Genomic DNA, 24687 nt, shown 5'->3' on the forward strand with positions numbered 1-24687 from the left:
GGAAGCCTGCCACCGCCCAAGGCTCGCCGCTCAAATAGAGAAATTGCCATGCCCGCGCTCTACATTCTGATTCCCGTCGCTATTGGATTGGTCGGATTCGCCATCTGGCTGTTCTTCTGGGCCGTGGACAGCGGCCAGTACGATGACCTCGACAGCCCAGCCCACAGCATCCTGTTCGATGACGAAGATCCCAAGCACAAAGCTGGCATCGCCGAAGCTGGGGGCGAGAAGGACGACCAGGACGCCCCCCGTGGCTGAACTTGCCCCACTGCTATTGTCCGCGTTCATTCTTGGCCTGCTGGGGGGCGGCCATTGCCTGGGCATGTGTGGTGGCCTGATGGGAGCCCTGACCCTCGCCATTCCGCCCGAGCAACGTACCCGCCGCTTCCGCCTGCTGCTCGCCTACAACCTCGGGCGCATTCTCAGCTACGGCCTCGCTGGTTTGCTCATCGGACTTGTCGGCTGGGCTGTCGCCAATAGTCCCGCAGCAACCCTCCTACGCGTAATCGCTGCACTTCTGCTGATTGCCATGGGCCTCTACCTGGCCGGATGGTGGAGCGGCCTGACCCATATCGAAGCGCTGGGCCGAGGCCTCTGGCGGCATATCCAACCCATCGCCCAGAAATTGCTGCCCGTCTCCAGCTTGCCGCGCGCCCTGCTGCTCGGGGCACTATGGGGCTGGTTGCCCTGCGGGCTGGTCTACAGCACCTTATTGTGGTCTGCCAGCCAGGGAACATCAGCCGACAGCGCACTACTGATGCTGGCCTTTGGCGTCGGTACCTGGCCCGTCCTGCTGGCCACTGGACTCGCCGCCGAACGCCTTACCGCCCTGCTGCGCAAGCGCGGGGTGCGCATGGCTGGCGGAGCACTGGTGATCCTCTTCGGCCTCTGGTCCCTTCCCGGCCCCCATCAAGCCTGGCTGATGGGCCATAGCAGTCATAGCAGCGCCAATAGCGAGCCCGTACACAGTCACTGAGCAGCCTTGATGCAGGTCAAGATGGCTAGCCCTGGCCACTTCTAGACTCGCCGACACTGACTGTTGATCCGGGGATTCCCGCATGCTCGATGACATTCGCTGGGACGCCGGCCTGATAAAGCGCTATGACACCCCAGGCCCGCGTTACACGTCCTACCCCACCGCGGTGCAGTTCGACCACCGGGTAGGCTCTTTTGACCTGCTTCATGCCCTGCGCGAAAGCCGCAAGGCCAAACGCCCTCTTTCGCTGTATGTGCATGTGCCGTTCTGCGCCAACATCTGCTACTACTGCGCCTGCAACAAGATCATCACCAAGGATCGCGGTCGGGCCCTGCCCTATCTCGAACGACTGGAACGGGAAATCGAACTGATCGCTTGCCACCTGGACCCAGGCCAAAAGGTGGAGCAACTGCATTTCGGCGGTGGGACCCCGACCTTCCTGAGCCACGACGAACTACGACGCCTGATCGGCCACCTGCGCAAGCACTTCCACCTCCTGGATGACGATGCCGGCGACTACGGCATCGAGATCGACCCGCGCGAGGCCGACTGGTCGACCATGGGCCTGCTGCGCGAACTCGGCTTCAACCGCGTCAGTATCGGCGTTCAGGACCTTGACCCCGCGGTTCAGCGCGCGGTGAATCGCCTGCAAAGTCTCGAGGAAACCCGCGCCATCGTCGAAGCTGCACGTACGCTGCAGTATCGCTCGGTCAACCTCGACCTCATCTACGGCCTGCCCAAGCAGACGCCGGACAACTTCGCCCGGACCGTGGACGAGGTGATCGCCTTGCAGCCCGACCGTCTTTCGGTCTTCAACTATGCCCACCTTCCGGAGCGGTTCATGCCGCAACGCCGGATCCGCAATGAGGACTTGCCGGCGCCAGCGCAGAAATTGGAAATGCTCGAGCGGACCATCGAGCAACTCAGCACAGCAGGTTACCGCTACATCGGCATGGACCACTTCGCACTGCCAGACGATGAGCTGGCCATCGCCCAGGAGGATGGCCGCCTCCAGCGCAACTTCCAAGGCTATACCACCCACGGACACTGCGACCTGATCGGTCTGGGCGTTTCCGCGATCAGCCAGGTCGGCGATCTTTACTGTCAGAACAGCAGCCAGCTCCTCGACTATCAGGCCAGCCTCGAACAAGGGCTTCTGGCCACCGCTCGTGGGCTGGTCTGCGACGAAGATGACCGCATCCGGCGCGCCGTGATCCAGCAACTGATCTGCGAATTCGAGCTCGAATTCGCCAACATCGAGACACGTTTCAACATCGAGTTTCGTGGCTATTTCGCGACGATATGGCCGCAACTCCAGCAAATGGCCAACGATCGGCTGATCAACCTGACCGAAAAGGGTATAGACGTGCTACCCAGCGGTCGTCTGCTGGTGCGCTCGCTGTGCATGCTGTTCGACCATTTCCTGGCCGGGCAGAACAACCAGCGCTACTCGCGGGTCATCTGAAACAGGCTCGGGCCACCATCAACCTGGTGGCCTCGAGCGATTGCTCGTCGGTGAGGTTTGCCTCTGCCATCACCTTGACCATAGCGCCCAACGGCGACCATGAGTGCCGACTGCAGGCCAGACAGCTCGGTGTTCAACGCCTCCATCTGCGTCAGCATTGCCGCCTGAGCCAGGTTACTATCCGCCACCAGGGCCTGCAGTTATGCCTGCTTTTCGACGAATTGTGCCTTGATCGCACGAATCAGCTTGAGCAACTGTTTGATGACGTCGGGCAGGTTGATTTGATCCATAGCATCATATGCCCAGACAGCCCGACCTTGCCCAAGGGCGAAAAACTGACCCGAACACTTTCCTCCGGCGGCCGCCACTGACAGCCTCATGCTGGTCACCTGCGACTTGTCGCCGCATGACTAGGCACAGGCTGTCGATCAGTCGGTCGTATCCAGGTGCAAATCAGAAGTGCTCCTTACGTCCTTGCGAACCGATATCGGCCTGCCTGCTGGCAAATTGAACAATCATTCAGGTAGGCCTTTTCTGGCCGTGGATCATACTCTGCGTTACCCTTACGGCCATTGTGTGTATGCCCTGCAAGGATTAGCCGATGTCCGAAATCATCAAGGTGCGCAACATGCCCCAGGCCCACTGCAAGGATTGCAGTCTTGCCCCGCTGTGCCTGCCGCTGTCACTGAATATGGAAGACATGGACGCGCTCGACGAGATCGTCAAACGCGGCCGCCCCCTGAAGAAAGGCGAATACCTCTTTCGCCAGGGCGATGCCTTCGGTTCGGTCTTCGCCGTGCGCTCCGGCGCGCTCAAAACCTTTACCGTGACGGATACCGGCGAAGAACAGATCACCGGCTTCCACCTGCCCAGTGAACTGGTCGGGTTGTCCGGCATGGACACCGAACTCTACCCGGTCTCGGCCCAAGCCCTGGAAACCACCTCGGTCTGCGAGATTCCGTTCGAACGCCTCGATGACCTTTCCGTGCAACTCCCGCAATTACGTAGGCAGTTGATGCGGGTGATGAGCCGAGAGATCCGTGATGACCAGCAAATGATGCTGCTGCTGTCGAAGAAAACAGCGGATGAGCGCATTGCCACCTTCCTGGTGAACCTTTCAGCGCGCTTCCGTGCCCGAGGCTTCTCAGCCAACCAGTTCCGCTTGGCCATGTCGCGCAACGAGATCGGCAACTACCTGGGCCTGGCGGTCGAAACCGTATCCCGGGTTTTCACCCGTTTCCAGCAGAACCAACTCATCGCCGCCGAGGGCAAGGAAGTGAGCATCCTCGACCCCATCGAGCTTTGCGCCCTGGCCGGCGGCAGCATCCAGAGTTGAGCCAACGGCGGGTTCTCCCCGCCCTCGATCCAGCCTCCGCACCATAGACCATGACGATGATCTACGACGAAATCAGCATCAAATCCCTGATCCGCCCGGTACCGGACTTCCCCAGACCCGGCGTGATCTTCCGCGACATCACCCCGCTGTTTCAGTCACCGCGCATTCTTCGCTTGGTGGCCGACAGCTTCATCCAGCGCTATGTCGAGACTGATTTCAGTCACATCGGCGCCATGGATGCGCGGGGTTTCCTGATTGGTTCGATCATCGCCTACGAACTGAACAAGCCACTGATTCTCTTCCGCAAGCAGGGCAAGCTGCCCGCCGACGTGCTCTCCGAGGGTTACCAGACCGAGTACGGCGAGGCCTTGCTGGAAGTCCACAGCGACAGCCTGTGTGAGGGTGACAAGGTGCTGATCTTCGACGACCTGATCGCCACCGGCGGAACACTGATGGCAGCAGCTCGTCTGGTGCGAAGAATGGGTGCCAGCGTGTTTGAGGCCGCAGCCATCATCGACCTGCCTGAGCTGGGCGGTTCCCAGCGTCTGGAAGATGCAGGCATTCCCACCTTCTCGCTGACGGCCTTCTCCCTCGCCGAACGTTGATCTCGCTGCGGGCCCTCCCAATGGGCCCGCCCCAATCGTAGCTGGGCCAGCGATCCCAGCCCAAAGTCAACCGCCCGGTCCGCCGAATGGACTTCAGCATTGCATCGACCCAAAAGTACGGCGGAGTAGCGACTCCTTCAACGACCCGCTGTTCAACTGGCGCAGCTGGGCATACGGCCTGAAGATCCGACTGGGGCCGCGCGATGGCTTCTTCCCGAAGATGATCAAACCCTACTTCGACTACTATCGCCCTAACTTCCACCCCTCGACCACGAGACCAAGGGCCTGGAAGAGTGCTGGAAGCACCGTCGTGGTTTCAATGGTCAAGCTCAGATGGGCCGCTGGGCTGCCCGGCGCCCCTTCGCGGTGCGCTCCCCAAGCTAAGCCTCTATTCCTCTTCGAAGAAATCGGCGAAGTACTCATCCAACTCGCCGTCATAACTATCGAGCGAATAGAGCGTGTCCGCCGCCAGCAGGTCCAGCAGTACCAGGCCGTTGAGACTGGAGTCTTCTTCCGCGGCCGCCCGTAGGCGTCCAGCCATGCCGAGGTTCACCAGCCTGAGGTTGCGGTAGATATCGCGCAGCCCCGCCATCGACCAATCCGCGGTCAGTCCCCGCTGCAGCCGCAAGTGCTGGCCCAGCAGGTAAGTCCCCAGGGCCCGATAGAGGGTTTCGGTAGAGGTGCTGAATGGCCAGTGAAACCAGGCCATGGCCTTGAGCAGTCGCGTGTGTGGGCAGCCGCACGCGGCTCCCAGCACGCCCAATAGCGAGCCAAGTGCCCGTTGCAAGGTGGTGTGCTGACGAATTTCACGCCCGCGCCAGAACACGGTCACATTCACCTCCTCGTAGGAAGGCGAATGCGCCAGCACCTCAACCGGCTGCGCCAGCGCGCGGGCGAATGGGCAACAGGCAACCTGTCGGGCATCCAGCGGGCAATGGCTGCACTGCTGGAAACCCAGACGCACCCAATCTGGTAAGGCCTGCGAACATGGCCCCTGCTCGCCCTCTGCCAGGTTCACCTGATGCGACCAGCGATGCCCATCGGGGAAGGCAAACTCGTAACGCACCAGCGAATCAGCCATGGCCTTGGGTGTCATGGTCTAGCCTCACTCAGTAAAAAAACGAAAACGACACAATTCAGGCGCCAGCAATCTGTCATACAATTCATACAACAAAATACAAGAAGCGCCAGGAACAAGGGCGATTTAGGACTCAGCTAAGCAGTCAGGGCGATCATCATGGACAGCAGCCCGTCAGAACTCATCAGTGCTTGGGCCGAACACATCGACATCGGTGTGATTCTGCTCGACCAGAAACTGAACATCCTCTACTGGAATGCCCTTGTCAGTCGTTGGAGCGGCACATCGCTCCAGCAGGCCAGGCAGCAGCCCTTCAGCGACGTTTTTCCCGAAGCCGATGCAACAAGTCTGCAACAGATGGCGTCCACAGCCCACAGCAACGGACGCCATGTCCATCGCCACGGCAACAATGCCCGAGACCTGCTCCAGCTTCCGTACCTTCAGGCGGACCGCATGCTGCAGGACGCCCTGCTCCTACCGTTCCACTCGGCTGACGGCCAAGCCTGCCTGGGCCTGCTGCTGTACGACGCCACCAACCAGGAATCCGCGAGTGACAAGCCAACTGCCACGCCGGACGAGCTGATCGATGAAGTGAAGCCGGAGCAGCTGATCCGCAAGCTGGAAAAGGCCAATGCCCAGCTGTTGCAGTCAGAGAAGCTCGCCGCCATCGGCCAACTCGCGGCAGGCGTTGCGCACGAGATCAACAACCCCATCGGCTATGTCTTCTCCAACCTCAAGACCTTGACCGGCTACGTCAATGACCTGCTGCGCATTGTCGACAGCGTGGATACCGTCTCCTCCCTGGAGGACCTGCAGCAGCTCAAGCGTAGCCTGGACTATGACTACATCCGCAACGATGTCGAAGCCCTGATCCACGAGTCGGGAGACGGTATCGAGCGCGTCAAGAAGATCATCATGGCTCTGAAGGACTTCTCGCATATCGAGGAAGAGGCCTTCCATGCTGCCGATCTGCATCGTGGCCTGGACAGCACCCTCAACCTGGTCAACAACGAGCTCAAGTACAAAGCGGATGTGATCAAGGCCTATGGCGAGCTGCCTGCAGTGGAGTGCATTCCTTCGCAGATCAACCAGGTGGCGATGAACCTGCTGATCAACGCCGCGCACGCCATTGAAGGATTCGGACGCATTACCGTGCGTACCGGCCACGAAGGCGGCTGGGTCTGGCTGGAAGTGGAAGATAACGGCAAAGGCATCGAGCCTCGCATCCTCCACCGCATCTATGAACCCTTCTTTACCACCAAGCCCGTGGGCAAGGGCACCGGCCTCGGGCTGGCCCTTTCCTACAACATCGTGCAGAAGCACAACGGGCGCATTGAAGCCTTCAGCCAGCCCGGCATCGGCACCCGTTTCCGCATCTGGCTACCGATCCAGCAGCCGGACCCGGCCAAGTCGTCGGGAGCGCCGCCCGCATGAGCGAAGCCCGGCAAACTGGCCGCTATGTGTTGCTGGTGGATGACGATGACAACGTGCTCAGCAGCCTGCGCCGCTCGCTGCGCAACGAGGCTTACGAGCTGCTGACCGCCAACTGCGCAGGTGCTGCGCTCCAACTGTTGGAGCGGCAGCCCGTGGACCTGGTCATCTCCGACGCCCAGATGCCAGGAATGGACGGCCCCACCCTGCTGGCCCAGGTCCAGCAGCGCTGGCCGGACACCCTGCGCCTGCTGATGACCGGGCTCGCGGACCTGGACACCAGTATCCGTGCGATCAACCAGGGCCACATCTACCGCTACCTGAGCAAACCCTGGAACGACGACGAGTTGCGCATCAACTTGCGACAGGCGCTGGCCCACCAGCACGCCGAGCGTGAGCATCGGCGCCTGGAACGGCTCACCCGGGAACAGAACCTGCGCCTGCAAGAGCTCAACGCCAACCTGGAGCAACGCGTGCGCGAGCGCACAGCCGAACTGCAACAGACCGCCGACATGCTCGACCTGGCCTATGCCGAACTGCGGCACAGCTATGTCACGGCAACCGAAGTCTTCTCGGCCCTGCTCAACCAGCGCCTGCCGTGCGATAAACAGAGCAACGCCCAGGTCATTGGCCTGGTCCGCGCATTCTCCAGTCGTCTTTCAGTGCCCGCGACTGAAAGCCACGACCTGGCCATGGCGGCCGCGCTGTACAACCTGGGCAAACTGACCTGGGATGACCACCTGCTCAACCGACCATCCGACCTCCTGCACAGTGAGGAGCGCGACCGCTACCGACAATACCCGGCGCTCGGGGAAAGCCTGTTGATGGCCCTGGAGCCCTTGCATGATGCGGGCCGATTGATTCGGCACCACCAAGAGCGCTGGAACGGCACGGGCTTCCCTGATCAGTTGCACAGAGAAGCGATCCCCCTTGGCGCACGGCTGCTCAAGATTGCAGTGGACTTCGTCGAACTCCAGTGTGGACTGCTCCTGCAGCGGCGCCTGACACGGGAAGAAGCCTTGGAGTTCCTCGGCAAGAATGCCGGCCGACTCTACGACCCGGAACTCTGCCGCCACTTCATCGAGCTCTGTGATGAGCTTGCACCTGAACTGGCAGACACCGAACCGGGTGTCGTTGCGCTGGATACCCGACGCCTGGAGCCCGGCATGGTCCTCGCCCGTAACCTGCAAGCCGAAAGCGGCATGTTGTTGCTCAACATCGGCAAGCAACTGACCCGCCCCCTGATCGACAAGCTGATCGCCTTCGAGTCCAGCGAAGGGGCGCGCTACACCCTTTATGTCAGGCAGCCCGCGACCGCAGCGGGCATGATCGAGGAGCTGTCCAGATGATCAAGATCCAGTTGGTGGACGACGAGCGCAACGTACTCAGCGCACTACAACGCCTGCTGCATCCGCAGGGCTGGACACTGCACCTGTTCGACGACCCCGAGGCGGCGCTGGCTGCCCTCGGCGAGCACCAGTACACCGCGATCGTCTGCGACCTGAAGATGCCCAGACTCGATGGTCTCACCTACCTGCAGTTCGCCCGCCAGCGCCAACCCGATGCCCTGCGTATATTGCTGAGCGCCCATGGCGACCGCAGCACACTCATGCAAGCGATCAACCGGGTCGAGGTGTACCGCTTCCTTTCCAAACCCTGGGAAGAATACGAGATAGAAAGCGCCTTGCTCGCCGCCGTCGACCTGCACCGCCTGCGCAACGAAAACCAGCGTCTTCTGGCACAGGTCCGCAGCCAGCAGAACACCCTCGATCGCCAGCGTCGCGAACTGCTGCGCCTGGAGGCCGAGCATCCTGGCCTGACGCGCGTATGTCGTGACAATGACGGTGCAGTTCTGATCGAAGGTTACGAGCTGGATGATTGAGCGCCACACAGCCACGGCGAGAGCTGGCATCCGCCAGGCTAATGCCACCCGCAGCGTGGTTTCACAGGCCTATCTGCATTGCCTGGCATTTGTCCTCATGGCCCTGGGTGGCATCGGCCTGATGGCCGTTCCATTTTTCGACAACCCGGGGCGGCAGGACCTGGTCCTGCTACCTGACAGCGCCCTGCTTGCCGGTCTGGCTGGATTTTCCCTGCTGGCTGCCACCCGGGGCAGGCGCAACCCGTGCCTGATCGGAAGTTTCCTGGTACTCGGTCTGGCCGGCTACAGCCTTGCCCACAACATTCTGGCCGGCGGCAATGACCAGGGCAGCTCCCTCGTCAGCGGCTACTGGCGCATGCGCAACGAACTGGCCTCGATCGCCTGCCTGTTCGGCCTTGCCTTGCTGTTCTCGGCGATCCGCCAAGGAGGCCGATGGCTGTGCCGCCTGACAGGCATGGCATTGGTCGGCATCAGCCTGTTGTCGCAACTGGTCACCTTCTGGCCCGACACCAGCCCGTTGCGTATCGCCATCAGGCCAGAGATCAACAGCATCGCCAACCTGCTGGTCGCCATGCTCGGCATTGCCATTGTGCTGTTGTGCGCGCAACCGGCCCCACGCATCGGCCTGCCTGACCGGCGCGCCCTGGGCATTGGCCTGCTCGGCGCGCTGTTCACCAGCGTCGGCTGGTTCCTGCTCAGCCTCAATGGCATTGCCAACCTCAACGACCTCAGCGACCAGCTGCTGCTGCGCACGCAGGCCTCCATCGAGCGTACCGTTGCCGACCGCCAGCAACTTATCAAACGCATGGCCGAACGCTGGCAAAGCCTGGGCGCGATGCCTGCCGAACCTTTGTGGTATCAGGAAAGCGGGAGTTACCTGCGGGACTTCAGCAACCTCAACCTGATCGCCGTATTGGACCCCGACCTGCGTCTGCAGCACCAACAAGGTCGTGGCCAGCAGGCACGCGACTGGCTGACCCGTTTCCTCGCCCAGCCGGAGCTGCGCCAATGGCTGCAGCAGGTACAGCAGGGCGACGTCGCCCGCATGAGTCCGACACAACGCTACAGCGCTCAGGACGACAGCAGTCTGATTGCAGTCCCTTTGCGGATTGGCGATCAAACGCCCAGCCTGCTCGTAGCCAACCTCAACATTGGCGCCACCCTCGACGAGCAGCTGGGCAAGGACCTGGGCGGCTTCGTGCTCCAGGCCTACGAAGGCCAGCAGCGCATCTACGACTCGCAGGATGGCCTTGGCGCACGCGCGCCCTTTCCCACGGGTGAGCGCCTGGTCGCCCTCGAGCCCTCGAGGTATTGGCGCCTCGTGACCTATCAGGTGAATCCGCCTGCGGACGCCACCACGACCTACCTGCCGCCCCTGTTCATGCTCTTCGGGCTCGGCTTCACGTTCTTCCTGATGATCAGCCAGAGCCTGGCGCGGCTGGCGGTCGAGCGCAGTCAGAGCCTGCACCGGAGCAACCAGGACCTGGAACACAGCCTGCACCTCCAGGCGCGCCTGCAATTCCAGAATCAGCGGATCATGGATCACTCCATGGACGTGCTGTGCTCAATCGACGAAGCGGACCGTTTCATCCAGGTCAGCCCCTCCAGCCAAGCCACTCTCGGCTATACCCCCGCAGAGTTGATGGGACGACGCTACACGGACTTCATCCATCCCGAGGACCGGGAGCGTACCCAGGCCCAGGTGCGCGCCATCATCGATGGCAACTCCCGGGAGTCAGTGCGCAATCGGTGCCAGCGCCGTGACGGCAGCACGGTCCACCTGCTCTGGTCGGCTGGGTGGTCAGCCAGCGAACGTACCCTGTTCGCCGTGGCCCATGACATCACCCACCTGGTCCAGCACGAGGCCTATGCAGAGGACCAGCGCGACATCCTCAGCATGATCTCCACCGACCAGCCACTGCCGAGCATCCTCAAGGCTATCTGCGAGATGAGTGAAGCGCTGGAGCCGGGGTCGCTCTGCGCGGTCATGCTGGTCGACGCAGAAAAGAAGCGACTTCGCCTTGCCGCGGCCCCCAGCCTGCCAGGTGCCTATCAACAAGCCATCGACGGCCTGCCCATCGGCCCTCTGGCAACCACCTGCGGCACGGCCGTGTTCCGCCGGCAGATGGTCACCAGCCTGGATATCAGCGAGGACCCGCTCTGGCACGAACACCGCGAGCAGGCTTTGCGCCATGGCCTGCGCGCCTGCTGGTCGATCCCGCTGATCTCCCACCACGGCGACGTGCTCGGCACCTTCGCCGTCTACCGCCGCGACCCCGCCTCGCCGGACGACGACGACCTGCAGCTGATGGGTACGGCCGGCCAGTTGGCGGCCATCGCCATCGAGCGCCAGCATGACCGCCTTCGCCTGGAGGAAAGCGAGCAGCGTTACCGCTCCCTGTTCACCTTCAACCCCGATCCGGTGTTCGCAACCGACCGCCTTGGTCGCTACCTCAGCCTCAACCGCGCCTGCTGTGAACGAGTGGGATACAGCGAAGCGGAGTTGCTCGGACAGCACTTTTCCACCTTGCTGCTCGAGGAAGATATCGAGCGAATCAAACAGCACTTTCGTACAGTGCTGAAGGGCGAGGCTCAGCGTTACGAGGTTCGATGCCGTACCCGGCTGGGCGACGTGATGGAGCTGGACATCACCCAGTTGCCCATCGTCGTCGAAGGCGAAATCGTTGGCGTCTTCGGCATTGCCAAGGAAATCGGCGAACGCAACCGCATGACCCGCGCACTGCGTGAAACTCTGCAACAGTCCGAACGCAAGGCGCTGCTGCTGCGTGGTCTCAGCGAAACCGCGCTGAACATCGGTGGCATCCTCGATCCACGTGCGCTTGTCGATTACATGTGCGGCCAACTGCGCCTGCTGATTGGCGCACATCGCGCCGTCATCACCCTCACCGCCGACAGCCAACAGACCGACACACTGCAACAGGTGTCGCTTTCCGAGACTTACGCAGCCAGGCAGCACCAGCCACCACCACCAGTCGCCACCAGCCAGCCGGATCTGCTGCCCTCTGCGGAACTGGAAGCAACACCGCCCACCGGCACCGCCGATGGGCAACCGCCCTCGTCCGGCAAGCTCTCGGCGCCGCTGATCGATCACAGCGGCAAACAACTAGGGCAGATCGAACTTTCCGACAAGTTCGAGGGCACCTTCGACCAGGATGACCTGGCCATTACCCAGCAGTTCGCCCAGATGGCCATTGCCGCCCTGGAGAACATCCGCCTGGTACGCCAAGTGCTTGCCAGCGAGCAACGCCTGCAGGAACAACTGGACTTCACCTCGGCCATCACCCAGAGCGTCGGCGAGGGCCTGCTGGCCATCGATCGCCAGGGCCGCCTGACCTACGTCAACCCGGCCGCAGCCGGGCTCCTGGGCCAGACCGCAGACGCGCTACTCGGGCAACCGCTGGACATACGCCTGCCGCTGTCGCTGGACCACGACGGCACCGCCGCCTCCCAGTCGCGGCATGGCGAAGCGAGCCTCGAAGAAGAACATGGCGGTATCCGTCACCTCGCCTATGACTGCGCCCCGCTATTGCACGCCCGGGCCCTCGGCGGCTGGGTCGTCGCCTTCCGCGACATCACCCGCGCCAAGGAATCGGAAAAACAGCTGCGCATCCTCCAACGCAGCCTCGAGGCCAGCTACAACGGCGCGCTGATCTGTGACGCTGAAGCCGACGACCTGCCGATCATCTACGTCAATCCGGCGTTCGAGCGGATCACCGGCTACAGCGCAGGCGAAGCGCTCGGGCGCAACTGTCGCTTCCTCCAAGGTACGGACCACAGCCAACCCGGCGTCGCCGAAATTCGCAAGAGTCTGAAGCACAAGCGCGAAGTGCATGTAGTGCTGCGCAACTTCCGCAAGGACGGCACGCCCTTCTGGAATGACCTCTACATCGCCCCGGTACCTGATGAACAGGGCCGGATCACCCACTTCATCGGTGTCCAGAACGACATCTCCGAGCAGAAGCGCGTCGAGTCCGAACTGGCCTACAACGCCAGCCATGACGTACTGACCGGTTTGCCTAACCGCTCGCTGCTGGAAGATCGGCTGCGCCAGGGTTGCCAGATCAGCCAGCGTTACCAGCGCCAACTTGCGGTGATGTTCATCGACCTCGACGGCTTCAAACCGATCAACGACTCCATGGGCCACAGCATCGGTGACCAGATCCTCGTCGAAGTGGCGCGCCGCCTGAGCCAGCAAGTGCGCCCCGGCGATACCGTGGCCCGGCTGGGTGGCGACGAGTTCATCCTGGTCCTGCCAGACCTGGCTCGCGAGGAAGACGTCCTGCAAATCGCGGAGCGGGTCATCGATAGCATCGCCCGCCCCTATCCAGTATCCGGTAGCGAATTGCACATCACCGCCAGCCTGGGTATCGCCATGAGCGAGGGCGGCATGCAGCAACCCATGCAGCTGATCCAGCAGGCCGACCTGGCCATGTACAAGGCCAAGCAGCAGGGCCGCAATTGCTACCAGTGGTACACCACCGACCTGGAGCAGAAGGTCAGCGAGCGGGTGACCTTGCGCAACGAGCTGCAGAAGGCTATCGAGTCCAACGCCTTCACCCTGCATTACCAGCCACAAATCGACGGTCGCAATGGCCGTGTCGCCGGCTACGAGGCACTGCTGCGCTGGCAGCATCCCACGCTCGGGTCCATTTCCCCGACGCAGTTCATTCCAGTTGCCGAAGATACCGGGCAGATCATCCCGCTCAGTGAGTGGGTCCTTGCAACGGCGTGCCGCGACTGTCGCGAATTGCTGGACCGCGGCATCAGCGGCGCGGTGGTGGCCGTGAATATCTCGGCGGTGCACTTCCAGCGCAGCATCTTCGTCGACAGTGTCCGCCGCGTCCTCGAAGAGACCCGGCTACCCGCCGAACTGCTGGAACTGGAAATCACCGAGACCGTCCTGCTGGACAATGCCGAGCGCGCCATCAACACACTGCAGGCGCTCAAGACCCTGGGCGTGCGCCTGGCCATCGACGACTTCGGTACCGGCTTCTCCAGCCTCAACTACCTCAAGCGCCTGCCAATCGACAAAGTGAAGATCGACCGCGCCTTCGTCCAGGAAATCATCAGCGACCGACACGACGCCGCGATCACCCTGGGCATCATCTCCATGGCCCACCACCTGCGCCTGCGGGTCATCGCCGAGGGGGTGGAAAACGAATCCCAGTTCGCCTTCCTCAAGAAGAGCCATTGCGACGAATTCCAAGGCTACTACTTCGCCCGCCCCATGCCCTTCGCCGACCTGGAAACCTTCCTGCGCGAGCACCACAAGAGCCCGGCGGCCTACCTCAGCAGCCGGTCGGGGACCAGCAGCACCCAGACACTCCTGCTGATCGACGATGAAGAAAACATCCTGCGCGCCCTCACCCGCGTGCTGCGCCGCGACGGCTACCAGATCCTCACGGCCAGCCGTGCCCAGGATGCGTTCACGCTGCTAGCCAAGCACAACGTCCAGGTCATCCTCTCAGACCAGCGCATGCCGGAGATGAATGGCACCGAGTTCTTCAGCCTGGTCAAAGACCTGTACCCGGACACCGTGCGCATCGTGCTTTCCGGTTATACCGACCTGAAATCGGTCACCGATGCCATCAACCAGGGAGCCATCTACAAGTTCCTCACCAAGCCCTGGGACGACGAACAGCTACGCGCGGCCATCGCTCAGGCCTTCCTGCATCACAGCCTGGCCCAGGACAAGGACGACGGCACAACCGCGATCACTCAGGACGAAAGCGTGTAATTCCAGACAGCTCATCCTATGGAGTTCGGATGGTTACACATGCGGTCGGAAATGATGCGTATCGCACTGCTCAACCATCCTGTGAAGGCGACCTCGAGCCGACTCCACTCACTCGCCCCCCAACGCCTGCAAAACCCTGGCTCCCGTGAAGAGGAACAGCACCTGCTCCTCGGCCTCGGTGCGGATGGCCTCTCGACGGCATGGTTCAACCAGGTAGTCCAGGGACATCTGGAACAGGTTGTCGCTGACCTGGCTGGCCACGCGCAGCACCACCGCTTCCGGGAGTTGGCCGTAAGCAGCTGGATCTTGCGGAGTCCTCAGCCATGTCAGCAGCGAACTCGTCCATCACCTCGCGCAGCACCGCTCGCAGCACAGGTGAAGCGCCATGCAGCTCGCGCACACCAATGATAAAGGCCTCGGCATGGCCATCCGTCTCAAGCAGAAGGGCGAGAACGATTTCCTCATGTTGGAGAAGGAAGCTGAAATCGGCGGCACCTGGCGTGTGAACAACGACCCGGGCTGCGGCTGCGACGTGCAATCGCATCTGTACTCCTTTTCCTTCGAGCCCAACCCCAACTGGACGCGGATGTTCGCCAAGCAGGACGAGATCAAGACCTACCTGAAAGGCTGCAGGGGAAAGCACTGCCTGCAGGACCAGACGCTGCTGGAAACCGAGATCATCCGCCTGACCTGGCATGAGCGAATCGCAGATCCATTCGACCCTGTTTCAGCGCCTGGTCACCCGTTCCATGCGCCTGGCCGCGAAGTTCTCACCCAAGCCCAAGGTGGTCGAGGCATCCAAGGCGGCGGAGTGAACGTAGGTCGGGCTGAGGTACGAAGCCCAACACAGCGGAGCCGTGCAATCCGAGAATGCTGGGCTTCGCTCAGCACCAACCTGCGAGCCCTCCCACCGGACAGCCCCTGTGACACTCGTTCGGATATCCGAACGACGTCCGGCATTGATATTCGGAAGACCGGACAACGCGTTTTTCCGGTTAGCATGCCAACTAAATAAAACCCTTATATTTCAAAGCTTTATTTATAAATACGGATTACCAGATAGCTGGCACGCATCCTGCCATCAAAGATCTCGACGGACGCGAATATCCCGCTCGCTCCGATAAGAACAATCATCGTCGAGGACTGAAATTCATGCGTATGCTCCCCAAGGTATTGGCCTCCACTATCGCAGCAACCCTGATTTGTGCTCCGGCCTTTGCCGCAGAGCTGACCGGCACCCTGAAGAAGATCAAGGAAACCGGCACCATCACCCTCGGTCACCGTGACGCCTCCATCCCCTTCTCCTACCTCGGCACCGAGCCGGGCAAGCCAGTCGGCTACTCCCATGACATCCAGCTGAAAGTAGTCGAGGCCATCAAGCAGGAGCTGGGCATGCCCGAGCTGAAGGTCCGCTACAACCTGGTCACCTCGCAGACCCGCATTCCCCTGGTACAGAACGGGACCGTCGACCTGGAGTGCGGCTCCACCACCAACAACCTGGAGCGCCAGAAGCAGGTTGGCTTCTCCGTCGGCATCTTCGAGGTGGGCACCCGCCTGCTGTCGAAGAAGTCGGCTGGCGTCAACGAGTTCGACGACCTCAAGGGCAAGAACGTGGTGACCACCGCTGGCACCACCTCCGAGCGTCTGCTCAAGTCCATGAACGCCGAGAAGCAGATGGGCATGAACATCATCTCGGCCAAGGACCATGGCGAGTCCTTCCTGATGCTCGAATCCGGCCGCGCCGTGGCCTTCATGATGGACGACGCCCTGCTCTACGGCGAAATGGCCAAGGCCAAGAAGCCGGACGACTGGGTCGTGACCGGCAAGCCACAGTCGTTCGAAATCTACGGCTGCATGGTGCGCAAAGGTGACGATGCCTTCAAGAAAGTGGTCGACAAGGCCATCGCCGACACCTACGCCTCCGGCGAGATCACCGGCATCTACGACAAGTGGTTCACCCAGCCCATCCCGCCCAAGGGCCTGAACCTCAACTTCCCCATGAGCGACGAGCTGAAGAAGCTGGTGGCCAATCCGACCGACAAGTCAGCCGAAGAAATCTGACGTCGCCGCGCTCCGCCGCTACTCCCCTCTCCCGTCAGGGAGAGGGGTTGGGGGAGAGGGTTCGTGGGCTCCGTGCAAAGTCATGCAGCCCTCACCCCAACCCTCTCCCGGAGGGAGAGGGAGCTATCTCCCCCTTCCACTGCCTTCAACCGCAGACAGATCGACCTTAAAGGGGAACTCCCTGATGAATTACAACTGGGACTGGAGCGTGTTCTTCAAGTCCACCGGGATCGGCAGCGAAATCTACCTGGACTGGTTCGTCACCGGCCTGGGCTGGACCATCGCCATCGCCCTGGTGGCCTGGATCATCGCCTTGTTGCTGGGTGCCTTGCTCGGCGTGATGCGTACCGTGCCGAACCGTTGGGTCTCTGGCATCGCCACCACCTACGTGGAAATCTTCCGCAACGTGCCGCTGCTGGTGCAGCTATTCCTCTGGTACTTCCTGGTGCCGGACCTGCTGCCCGAGCCGCTGGAGATGTGGTTCAAGCAAGACCTGAACCCCGCGACTTCCGCCTACCTCAGCGTGGTCGTGTGCCTTGGCCTGTTCACTGCTGCACGCGTCTGCGAGCAGGTGCGCACCGGCATCCAGGCGCTGCCCAAGGGCCAGCTGGGCGCCGCCCGCGCCATGGGCTTCCGCTTGCCGCAGATCTACCGTTACGTGCTGTTGCCACAGGCCTTCCGCATCATCATCCCGCCGCTCACCAGTGAGTTCCTCAACATCTTCAAGAACTCCTCGGTGGCGTCCTTGATCGGCCTGATGGAACTGCTGGCGCAGACCAAGCAGACCGCCGAGTTCTCCGCCAACCTGTTCGAGGCCTTCACCCTGGCCACGCTGATCTACTTCACCCTGAACATGAGCCTGATGCTGTTCATGCGCCTGGTGGAGCAGAAGGTCGCGGTGCCCGGCCTGATCTCCGTAGGAGGTAAATGATGGATTTCAGCGCAATCATCCCCGCGTTGCCGGGCCTGGGCGAAGGCCTGCTGATGACCTTCAAGCTGATGGTGCTGGGCGTGTTCGGCGGCGTGGCCCTGGGCACCCTGCTGGCCCTCATGCGCCTGTCGCACAACCCGATGCTGTCGAAGATCGCCGGGCTGTACGTCAACTACTTCCGCTCCATCCCACTGCTGCTGGTGATCACCTGGTTCTATTTCGCGGTGCCCTTCCTGCTGCGTGCGATCACCGGTGAAGACACCCCCGTCGGCGCGTTCACCTCCTGCCTGGTGGCTTTCATGATGTTCGAGGCGGCGTATTTCTGCGAAATCGTCCGCGCCGGCATCCAGGCCATTCCCAAGGGCCAGATGGGCGCAGCTTCCGCGCTGGGCATGACCTACAGCCAGAGCATGCGCCTGATCATCCTGCCCCAGGCTTTCCGCAAGATGACGCCCCTGCTGCTGCAGCAGAGCATCATCCTGTTCCAGGACACCTCGCTCGTTTACACCGTGGGCCTGATGGACTTCCTCAATGCCTCCCGCTCGCGTGGCGACATCATCGGCCAGCCACATGAATTCCTGATCTTCGCCGGTCTGGTCTATTTCACTGTCAGCTTCGCCGCTTCCCAGCTGGTCAAACTCCTGCAGAAAAGGTTAGCCGTATGATTTCCATCAAAAACGTCAACAAGTGGTATGGGGACTTCCAGGTGCTGACCAACTGCAGCACCGACGTGAGCAAGGGCGAAGTGGTGGTCGTGTGCGGCCCGTCGGGCTCGGGCAAGTCCACCCTGATCAAGTGCGTCAACGCCCTGGAGCCGTTCCAGAAAGGCGATATCGTGGTCGACGGCACCTCCATCGCCGACAAAGCCACCAATCTGCCCAAACTGCGTTCGCGCGTCGGCATGGTGTTCCAGCACTTCGAACTGTTCCCGCACCTGTCGATCACCGAGAACCTCACCATCGCCCAGACCAGGGTATTGGGCCGTGGCAAGGACGAGGCGATCGACAAGGGCCTCAAGCTGCTTGACCGCGTCGGCCTCAAGGCCCACGCCCACAAGCACCCAGGCCAGCTCTCCGGTGGCCAGCAGCAGCGCGTGGCGATTGCCCGCGCGCTGGCGATGGACCCGGTGGTGATGCTGTTCGACGAACCCACCTCGGCGCTGGACCCGGAGATGGTCAACGAAGTGCTCGACGTAATGGTCGAACTGGCCCAGGAAGGCATGACCATGATGTGCGTAACGCACGAGATGGGCTTCGCGCGCAAGGTGGCCGACCGTGTGATCTTCATGGATCGCGGGCAGATCGTCGAAGACTGCGCCAAGGACGAGTTCTTCGGTGACGTCTCGGCACGCTCCGACCGCGCCCAGCAGTTCCTCGCCAAGATTCTTCAACACTGATCGCAGGGCTTTTGTAGGAGCCAGGGGGACGCCGAGTTCTTGCTGGCGAAGGTCGCCAGGCAATTCGCGAGCAAGCTCGCTCCTACAGGCTTTCCGACACGCCCCGCCCCGCCGCTTAAAGCCTAGCGGCGGGCGGCGACTGGTCAGGCCCGGATGTCTATGATGCAATGTCCTTCCGCCAGCTTCCGCGCCACGCCCGCCGCCCTGACCGTGAAACCGCGCCTGCTACGCCACACCCTGCTGTTCCTGTCGCTGGTCCTGCTGATGCTGGGCATCGGTTACATCGGCTACAACCTCAGCGAACAATCCGGAATCCGCGCCCTGCGGGTGAACGGCGAACGCCAGCTCGAACTCCATGCCCGCGCCGTGGAGAGCGAGATCAACCGCTACACCTACCTGCCCAGCCTGTTGGAGCTGGAAAACAGCGTCAGCCATCTGCTGCTGAACCCCACGCCCTACCGGCGCACCCTGGTCAACGATTACCTTGAAGGCCTCAACCGTCGCAGCGGCAACCGCGCCATTTTCCTGCTCGACACCACCGGTCGCGTGCTGGCCACCAGCAACTGGCGGGACGCCGACAGCTTCCTCGGTGAGGACCTGTCCTTCCGCGCCTACTACCAGGAAGCCGTCCACGGGCGCCCGGGGCGCTTCTACGGCGTCGGCAGCACCACCGGCGAAGCGGGCTACTACCTGGCCCACGGATTGCGCTACCAAGGCCGGATCATTGGCGTCGCCGTGGTCAAGGTGAAGCTTGAGGCACTGCAGGAGCGCTGGGAAAAGGCCCGCTTGCAGGCCTTCGTCAGCGACGAGAACGGCATCATCATCCTCTCCAGCGACCCGGCCCTGCGCATGAAGGCCGTGCGCCCGCTCAGCGCCGAGGACAAGGAACGCCTGGCCCGCAGCCTGCAGTACCACTGGTGGGCCCTCAACGAATGGGAGCCGCGTTCGCGGGAGGTCCTCGGCGACGGGCTGGAAGCCATCAGCTTCGCCGCCAGCGACCAGTCCAGTGAAGTGGCCTACCTCGCCCAGACCCGCACCCTGAACGACACGCCCTGGCACTTCACCCTGCTTTCGCCCCTCACCGACCTACGCCGCGAGGCCATGATTCAGGGGATGCTGGCGGCCGTTGGCTTCGCCTTCCTGGCCTTCCTGCTGATTGCCTGGAATGAGCGACGCAAGGTCATCGCCACCCGTTTGGCCGCCCGCGAAGCGTTGCTTACCGCCAACAATGAGCTGGAACGCAAGATTGCCGAGCGCACAGCGGACCTGCGCGCCAGCAACGCCCGCCTGCTCGACGAGATCCGTGAGCGCAAGCAGACCGAAGACAATCTGCGCAAGGCCCAGGACGGCCTGGTCCAGGCCGGGAAGCTGGCCGTGATCGGACAGATGTCCACCAGCATCGCCCACGAACTCAACCAGCCGTTGGCCGCACTACGGACCCTGTCCGGCAACACCGTGCGCTTCCTCCAGCGAGGGTCCCTCGATACGGCCTCGACCAACCTCGCGGCGATCAACGAACTGGTCGACCGCATGGGCCGCATCACCGCCAGCCTGCGCGCCTTCGCCCGACGCTCCGACGACCATGGGCAGGCACGCCTGGGCAAAGCGGTGGATGCCGCGCTGTTCCTGCTGCACGCGCGCCTCGAGCGCACCCCGCTAACCCTGCACCGGGACTTCGGCGACGTATTGCTAGCCATCGATCAGACTCGGCTGGAGCAGATCCTGGTCAACCTCATCACCAACGCCCTGGACGCCATGAGCGGCCAGCCCGACTGCCAACTCTGGCTGGATGGTCGGATCGACGGCCAGACCTATCGCCTGCAGGTCCGCGACAACGGCCCAGGGATCGACCCGGCCAACCGCGTCCACCTGTTCGAGCCCTTTTTCACCACCAAGCCTGGCGAAACCGGCCTGGGTCTTGGCCTGACGCTCTCCGCCAGCCTGGCCACCGCCGCCGGCGGCAGCCTGGCCGCCCACCATCCGGAAACCGGCGGCACCGCCTTCGAGCTGAGCCTGCCCTTGCTGGAAAGCACCGATTCCACTGCGAGCCCCACCCCATGACCGAGCCGCTCAGCGTCCTCATCGTCGAAGACGACCCCCACGTATTGCTAGGTTGCCAGCAGGCCCTGGACCTGGAGGATATTCCCAGCATCGGCGTCGGCAGCGCCGAAGAGGCACTCAAGCAGGTGGGCGAAGACTTCGCCGGGATCGTCATCAGCGACATCCGCCTGCCGGGCATGGACGGCCTGACCCTGCTGGAACGTCTCAAAGCTCGCGACCGCAGCCTGCCGGTGGTGCTGATCACCGGCCACGGCGACATCTCCATGGCCGTGCAGGCCATGCGCGACGGCGCCTACGACTTCATGGAGAAGCCCTTCTCCCCCGAACGCCTGGTGGACGTGGCCCGCCGCGCCCTGGAGCAACGTCGCCTGGCCCGCGAAGTGTCGTCACTGCGTCGCCAACTGGCCGGCCGCCAGTCGCTGGAGCAACGTATCATCGGTCGCTCGCCGGCCATCCAGGCCCTGCGCGAGCTGATCGCCAACGTCGCCGATACCGCTGCCAACGTGCTGATCGAAGGCGAAACCGGCACCGGCAAGGAACTGGTCGCGCGCTGCCTGCACGACTACAGCCGCCGCCACACCAAGGAGTTCGTCGCCCTCAACTGCGGCGGCCTGCCGGAGAACCTGTTCGACAGCGAGATTTTCGGCCACGAGGCCCACGCCTTCACCGGCGCCGGCAAGCGCCGCATCGGCAAGATCGAGCACGCCCACCAGGGCACGCTGTTCCTCGACGAAATCGAGAGCATGCCACTGAACCTGCAGATCAAGTTCCTCCGCGTACTGCAGGAGCAGACCCTGGAGCGCCTGGGTTCGAACCAGCCGATCCCGGTGGACTGCCGGGTGATCGCCGCCACCAAGTTCGACCTCGACGAACAGGGCAAGGCCGGCAATTTCCGCAGCGACCTCTACTACCGCCTCAATGTCGTCACCCTGGAACTGCCGCCGCTGCGCGAGCGCCGCGAAGACATCCTGATGCTGTTCGAGCACTTCCTGCAGCAATCCTCGCTGCGCTTCGACCGCGTCGCACCGGAACTGGACAACGCCACCGTGTCGGCGCTGATGGCCCACGACTGGCCCGGCAACGTGCGCGAACTGCGCAACGTCGCCGAACGCTTCGCCCTTGGCCTGCCGGTGTTCAAGAAAACCGGCCTCACGCCGGACGGCAACGAGCCGCGTTTTGCCGAAGCGGTGGAAGCCTTCGAAAAGAGCCTGCTCAGCACGGCTCTGGAACGGCATGGCGGCAACCTCAGCCAGGCCAGCATTGCGCTGGGGATGGCCAAGACCACGCTGTTCGACAAGGTGAAGAAGTACGGGCTCTGACCACCCGGCCCGGAGGTGGGCCGAACCCACAGGAAAAGCGGCTCCCGTCCCCATGGTCTAAAACCTTCAGACATCCTACCCGCATGGACCGCCGCCATGCCCCTCCTTCAGCGAGCCAGCCAGGCGATCAAGGCCGAGCCAATCGAACTGGCCCCGGCCATGGCCGCCTTTACCCTGCTGCTGTGCCTGTTCGGTGGCTACTTCATGCTGCGGCCGGTGCGCGAAAGCATGGGCATTGCGGGCGGTGTGGAGAACCTGCAGTGGTTGTTCAGCGCGACCTTCATCACCATGCTGCTGGCCGTGCCCGCCTATGGCTGGCTGAACGCGCGGGTGCCACGCAAGCAATTCCTCGACTGGGTCTACCTGTTCTTCGCGCTCAACCTGCTGGGCTTCGCCTGGCTGCTGTGGAAAAACCCGGAACCACTCTGGGCGGCGCGGGCTTTTTATGTCTGGTTGTCGGTCTACAACCTGTTCGTGGTGTCCCTGGCCTGGAGCCTGCTGGCCGATGTGTTCGACCGCCGGCAGGCCAAGCGGCTATTCCCCTTCATCGCCGCCGGGGCCAGCCTCGGCGGCCTGCTCGGCCCGCTGCTGGGCGGCTGGCTGGTCGGGCACCTGGGCGCCGCGGGTCTGCTGGTGCTGGCTGCCCTGCTCCTGCTGCCGACCCTTCCCGTCCGGCGCTACCTGATGGGCTGGCGAACGCATGGCGGCGCCGGCCGGCCCGGTGCATCTGGCGACGATGAATCCCCCGAACGGCCGGTGCCCGGCAATCTCTTCGCCGGCATCACACTGGTATTGGGTTCGCCCTATCTGCTGGGCATCTGCGCCTTCGTCCTGTTGCTGACCTGCACCAGTACCTTCCTCTACTTCGAGCAGGCACGGCTGGTGGCGGCGCTGTTCCCGGAAGGCCGGCAGCAGATCCGCGTCTTCAGCCTGATCGACTTCTCCGTCCAGGCGCTGTCGCTGCTTTGCCAGTTGTTCATTGCCGGCCGGGTAGCCCAGCGTTTTGGCGTTGCCGCGCTGCTAGGCGTAGTGCCGCTGCTGGTCGCCCTGGGCTTCCTGTTGCTGGCGCTGGTGCCACAGTTCACGTTGTTCGTCGGGGTGATGGTGCTGCGCCGGGTCGGCGAATACGCCTTTATCCGGCCGGGGCGGGAGATGCTTTTCGTACCGCTCGGCGCCCAACTCAAGTACCGGGCGAAAAACTTCATCGATACCGTGGTCTACCGCGGTGGTGATGCCGTCAGCGCCTGGCTCAATGCCCTGCTCACGGCCATCGGCCTCGGTGCCGCACAGGTGGCCCTGGTGGGCGCCGGTGTCGCCCTGGCCTGGGGCCTGCTGGGCTGGCGCCTGGGATGGCGCCACGAGCGCAGCGCTGCAAATCCGTCACACGAGGTGGAACCATGAAAACAGGCATTACCCGCGCCGAATTCCTGCGCCTCGGCGCAGGCGCCGCGCTCTGCGCCATGAGCCCCTTCGGCCTCGGCGCCGAGGCCGTCGAAGCACAACCGCTCAAACGCCGCGCCATTCCCACCAGCGGTGAGCTGCTGCCGGTGATTGGCGTCGGCACCTCCCGCGTCTTCGACATTTCCCCGGCTGACAGTGAGGCCTGGACCGACTGCCGCCGGGTTCTGGAACATCTCTTCGCCGCCGGCGGTTCGGTGATCGACAGTTCGCCCATGTACGGCGGAGCCGAGACGGTGGTCGGCAGCCTGCTCGGTGAGCTCCAGGCCCATGCCAAAGCCTTCGTCGCCACCAAGGTCTGGACCCAGGGCCGCGAGCGCGGCATTGAACAGATGCAGCACTCGATGCGCTTGCTGCAACGCCAGCACATCGACCTGATGCAGGTGCACAACCTGGTGGACTGGGAGGAGCAGTTGAAGACGCTGCAGCAGTGGAAAGACGAAGGGCGGATCCGCTACCTGGGCATCACCCACTACACCGCCAGCGCCTTTGATGAAGTGGAGCAGGTGTTACGCGCGCAGAAGCTGGATTTCCTGCAGATCAACTATGCCCTGGCCGACCGCAAAGCAGAGGAGCGTATCTTGCCACTGGCCCAGGAGCGCGGCGTAGCCGTGTTGATCAACCGTCCCTTCGGCGGCGGCAACCTCCTGCGCAGGTTGATACAGCAACCCGTGCCAGGCTGGGCCGGCGACTACGATTGCACAAGCTGGCCGCAACTGCTGCTGAAGTTCTGCCTGAGCCATCCGGCGGTCACCTGCGTGATCCCCGGAACGGGAAAACCGCGCCACATGCTGGACAACCTCCAGGCCGGGCGGGGGACGGAACCGGACCAGGCGCTGCGCCAGCGCCTGATCCAGATTTCTTAACTCGTAGGATGGGTCGAGCGCAGCGACACCCATCAACGCCTGTCATGGCTATCGCGTTGCTCAG

General features: G+C 62.8%; 20 protein-coding genes and 1 pseudogene. 18 read left to right on the forward strand and 3 right to left on the reverse strand.

The genetic code is table 11. The features are described 5' to 3' along the window. Positions 1 to 48 precede the first annotated feature (48 nt). The 3 genes from ccoS (at position 49) to hemN (ending at position 2441) form a co-directional block, all read left to right on the forward strand. Positions 49 to 258, forward strand: coding sequence for a cbb3-type cytochrome oxidase assembly protein CcoS (gene ccoS, locus J7302_RS20050; protein ID WP_215378712.1), 210 nt, complete (start codon positions 49 to 51; stop codon positions 256 to 258). Further along, positions 251 to 976 carry a sulfite exporter TauE/SafE family protein gene (locus J7302_RS20055; RefSeq protein WP_215378714.1) on the forward strand — a complete coding sequence of 242 codons (726 nt, stop codon included), beginning with the start codon at positions 251 to 253 and terminating at the stop codon, positions 974 to 976. The genes ccoS and J7302_RS20055 overlap by 8 nt, the downstream gene beginning before the upstream one ends. Before the next feature lie 82 nt (positions 977 to 1058). Next, positions 1059 to 2441, forward strand: coding sequence for an oxygen-independent coproporphyrinogen III oxidase (gene hemN / locus J7302_RS20060; protein WP_215378716.1), 1383 nt, complete (start codon positions 1059 to 1061; stop codon positions 2439 to 2441). Positions 2442 to 2641: 200 nt separating this feature from the next. On the opposite strand, the gene J7302_RS20065 is transcribed toward hemN, so the two are convergent. Continuing rightward, a complete protein-coding gene (locus J7302_RS20065) occupies positions 2642 to 2821 on the reverse strand; it encodes a hypothetical protein (RefSeq protein ID WP_215378718.1) in 180 nt (59 codons plus the stop codon). 221 nt (positions 2822 to 3042) lie between these two features. On the opposite strand from J7302_RS20065, the gene fnr reads away from it, so the two are divergent. Beyond that, on the forward strand, positions 3043 to 3777 hold the full coding sequence (gene fnr, locus J7302_RS20070) for a fumarate/nitrate reduction transcriptional regulator Fnr (protein WP_215378720.1): 735 nt from the start codon (positions 3043 to 3045) through the stop codon (positions 3775 to 3777). A gap of 56 nt (positions 3778 to 3833) precedes the next feature. Next, positions 3834 to 4382, forward strand: coding sequence for an adenine phosphoribosyltransferase (locus J7302_RS20075; protein ID WP_215378779.1), 549 nt, complete (start codon positions 3834 to 3836; stop codon positions 4380 to 4382). 388 nt (positions 4383 to 4770) lie between these two features. Here the strand turns inward: J7302_RS20075 and J7302_RS20080 are convergent, their stop codons facing one another. Continuing rightward, positions 4771 to 5478, reverse strand: a complete 708-nt coding sequence (locus tag J7302_RS20080) for a DUF6901 family protein (protein WP_251702167.1) — start codon at positions 5476 to 5478, stop codon at positions 4771 to 4773. A 141-nt stretch (positions 5479 to 5619) separates the two neighbouring features. Between J7302_RS20080 and J7302_RS20085 the strand changes: the two genes are divergently transcribed. The 4 genes from J7302_RS20085 to J7302_RS26880 are packed head-to-tail and all read left to right on the forward strand — an operon-like array spanning position 5620 to position 14531. Then, positions 5620 to 6894, forward strand: a complete 1275-nt coding sequence (locus tag J7302_RS20085) for an ATP-binding protein (protein WP_215378723.1) — start codon at positions 5620 to 5622, stop codon at positions 6892 to 6894. Further along, on the forward strand, positions 6891 to 8240 hold the full coding sequence (locus J7302_RS20090; protein ID WP_215378725.1) for an HD domain-containing phosphohydrolase: 1350 nt from the start codon (positions 6891 to 6893) through the stop codon (positions 8238 to 8240). Before J7302_RS20085 ends, J7302_RS20090 begins: the two co-directional genes overlap by 4 nt. Then, positions 8237 to 8773, forward strand: coding sequence for a response regulator (locus tag J7302_RS20095; RefSeq protein WP_215378727.1), 537 nt, complete (start codon positions 8237 to 8239; stop codon positions 8771 to 8773). Before J7302_RS20090 ends, J7302_RS20095 begins: the two co-directional genes overlap by 4 nt. Further along, a complete protein-coding gene (locus J7302_RS26880; protein ID WP_285899563.1) occupies positions 8766 to 14531 on the forward strand; it encodes an EAL domain-containing protein in 5766 nt (1921 codons plus the stop codon). The genes J7302_RS20095 and J7302_RS26880 overlap by 8 nt, the downstream gene beginning before the upstream one ends. Positions 14532 to 14639: 108 nt before the next feature. Here J7302_RS26880 and J7302_RS20105 read toward each other — a convergent pair whose 3' ends face one another. Further along, positions 14640 to 14801: a hypothetical protein gene (locus tag J7302_RS20105; protein ID WP_215378729.1), complete on the reverse strand. Its 162-nt coding sequence runs from the start codon at positions 14799 to 14801 to the stop codon at positions 14640 to 14642. Between the two features lie 115 nt (positions 14802 to 14916). Here J7302_RS20105 and J7302_RS26635 point away from each other — a divergent pair. The 9 genes and pseudogenes from J7302_RS26635 to J7302_RS20150 all read left to right on the forward strand — a co-directional run. Continuing rightward, positions 14917 to 15231 (forward strand): annotated as a pseudogene (locus J7302_RS26635) (NAD(P)-binding protein); the annotation flags it as partial. A 452-nt stretch (positions 15232 to 15683) separates the two neighbouring features. Next, the gene (locus J7302_RS20115; protein ID WP_215378731.1) at positions 15684 to 16592 is read left to right on the forward strand and encodes a glutamate/aspartate ABC transporter substrate-binding protein; all 909 of its coding nucleotides are present in this window, start codon (positions 15684 to 15686) and stop codon (positions 16590 to 16592) included. A gap of 184 nt (positions 16593 to 16776) precedes the next feature. Further along, positions 16777 to 17523, forward strand: coding sequence for an amino acid ABC transporter permease (locus J7302_RS20120; protein WP_215378732.1), 747 nt, complete (start codon positions 16777 to 16779; stop codon positions 17521 to 17523). Next, complete coding sequence (locus J7302_RS20125; RefSeq protein ID WP_215378733.1) at positions 17520 to 18188, forward strand: amino acid ABC transporter permease; 669 nt, start codon at positions 17520 to 17522, stop codon at positions 18186 to 18188. The genes J7302_RS20120 and J7302_RS20125 overlap by 4 nt, the downstream gene beginning before the upstream one ends. Continuing rightward, on the forward strand, positions 18185 to 18919 hold the full coding sequence (locus J7302_RS20130; RefSeq protein ID WP_215378734.1) for an amino acid ABC transporter ATP-binding protein: 735 nt from the start codon (positions 18185 to 18187) through the stop codon (positions 18917 to 18919). Before J7302_RS20125 ends, J7302_RS20130 begins: the two co-directional genes overlap by 4 nt. A gap of 162 nt (positions 18920 to 19081) precedes the next feature. Continuing rightward, positions 19082 to 20980, forward strand: coding sequence for a sensor histidine kinase (locus J7302_RS20135; protein ID WP_215378735.1), 1899 nt, complete (start codon positions 19082 to 19084; stop codon positions 20978 to 20980). Next, positions 20977 to 22299 carry a two-component response regulator AauR gene (gene aauR, locus J7302_RS20140; protein ID WP_215378737.1) on the forward strand — a complete coding sequence of 441 codons (1323 nt, stop codon included), beginning with the start codon at positions 20977 to 20979 and terminating at the stop codon, positions 22297 to 22299. Before J7302_RS20135 ends, aauR begins: the two co-directional genes overlap by 4 nt. A gap of 96 nt (positions 22300 to 22395) precedes the next feature. Beyond that, entirely contained in the window at positions 22396 to 23700 is a 1305-nt protein-coding gene (locus J7302_RS20145; RefSeq protein WP_215378739.1) for an NTP/NDP exchange transporter, read from the forward strand. Then, positions 23697 to 24623, forward strand: a complete 927-nt coding sequence (locus J7302_RS20150; protein ID WP_215378744.1) for an aldo/keto reductase — start codon at positions 23697 to 23699, stop codon at positions 24621 to 24623. The genes J7302_RS20145 and J7302_RS20150 overlap by 4 nt, the downstream gene beginning before the upstream one ends. Positions 24624 to 24687: the final 64 nt, after the last annotated feature.

The organism is Metapseudomonas boanensis, assembly GCF_018704125.1.
Classification (GTDB): domain Bacteria; phylum Pseudomonadota; class Gammaproteobacteria; order Pseudomonadales; family Pseudomonadaceae; genus Metapseudomonas; species Metapseudomonas boanensis.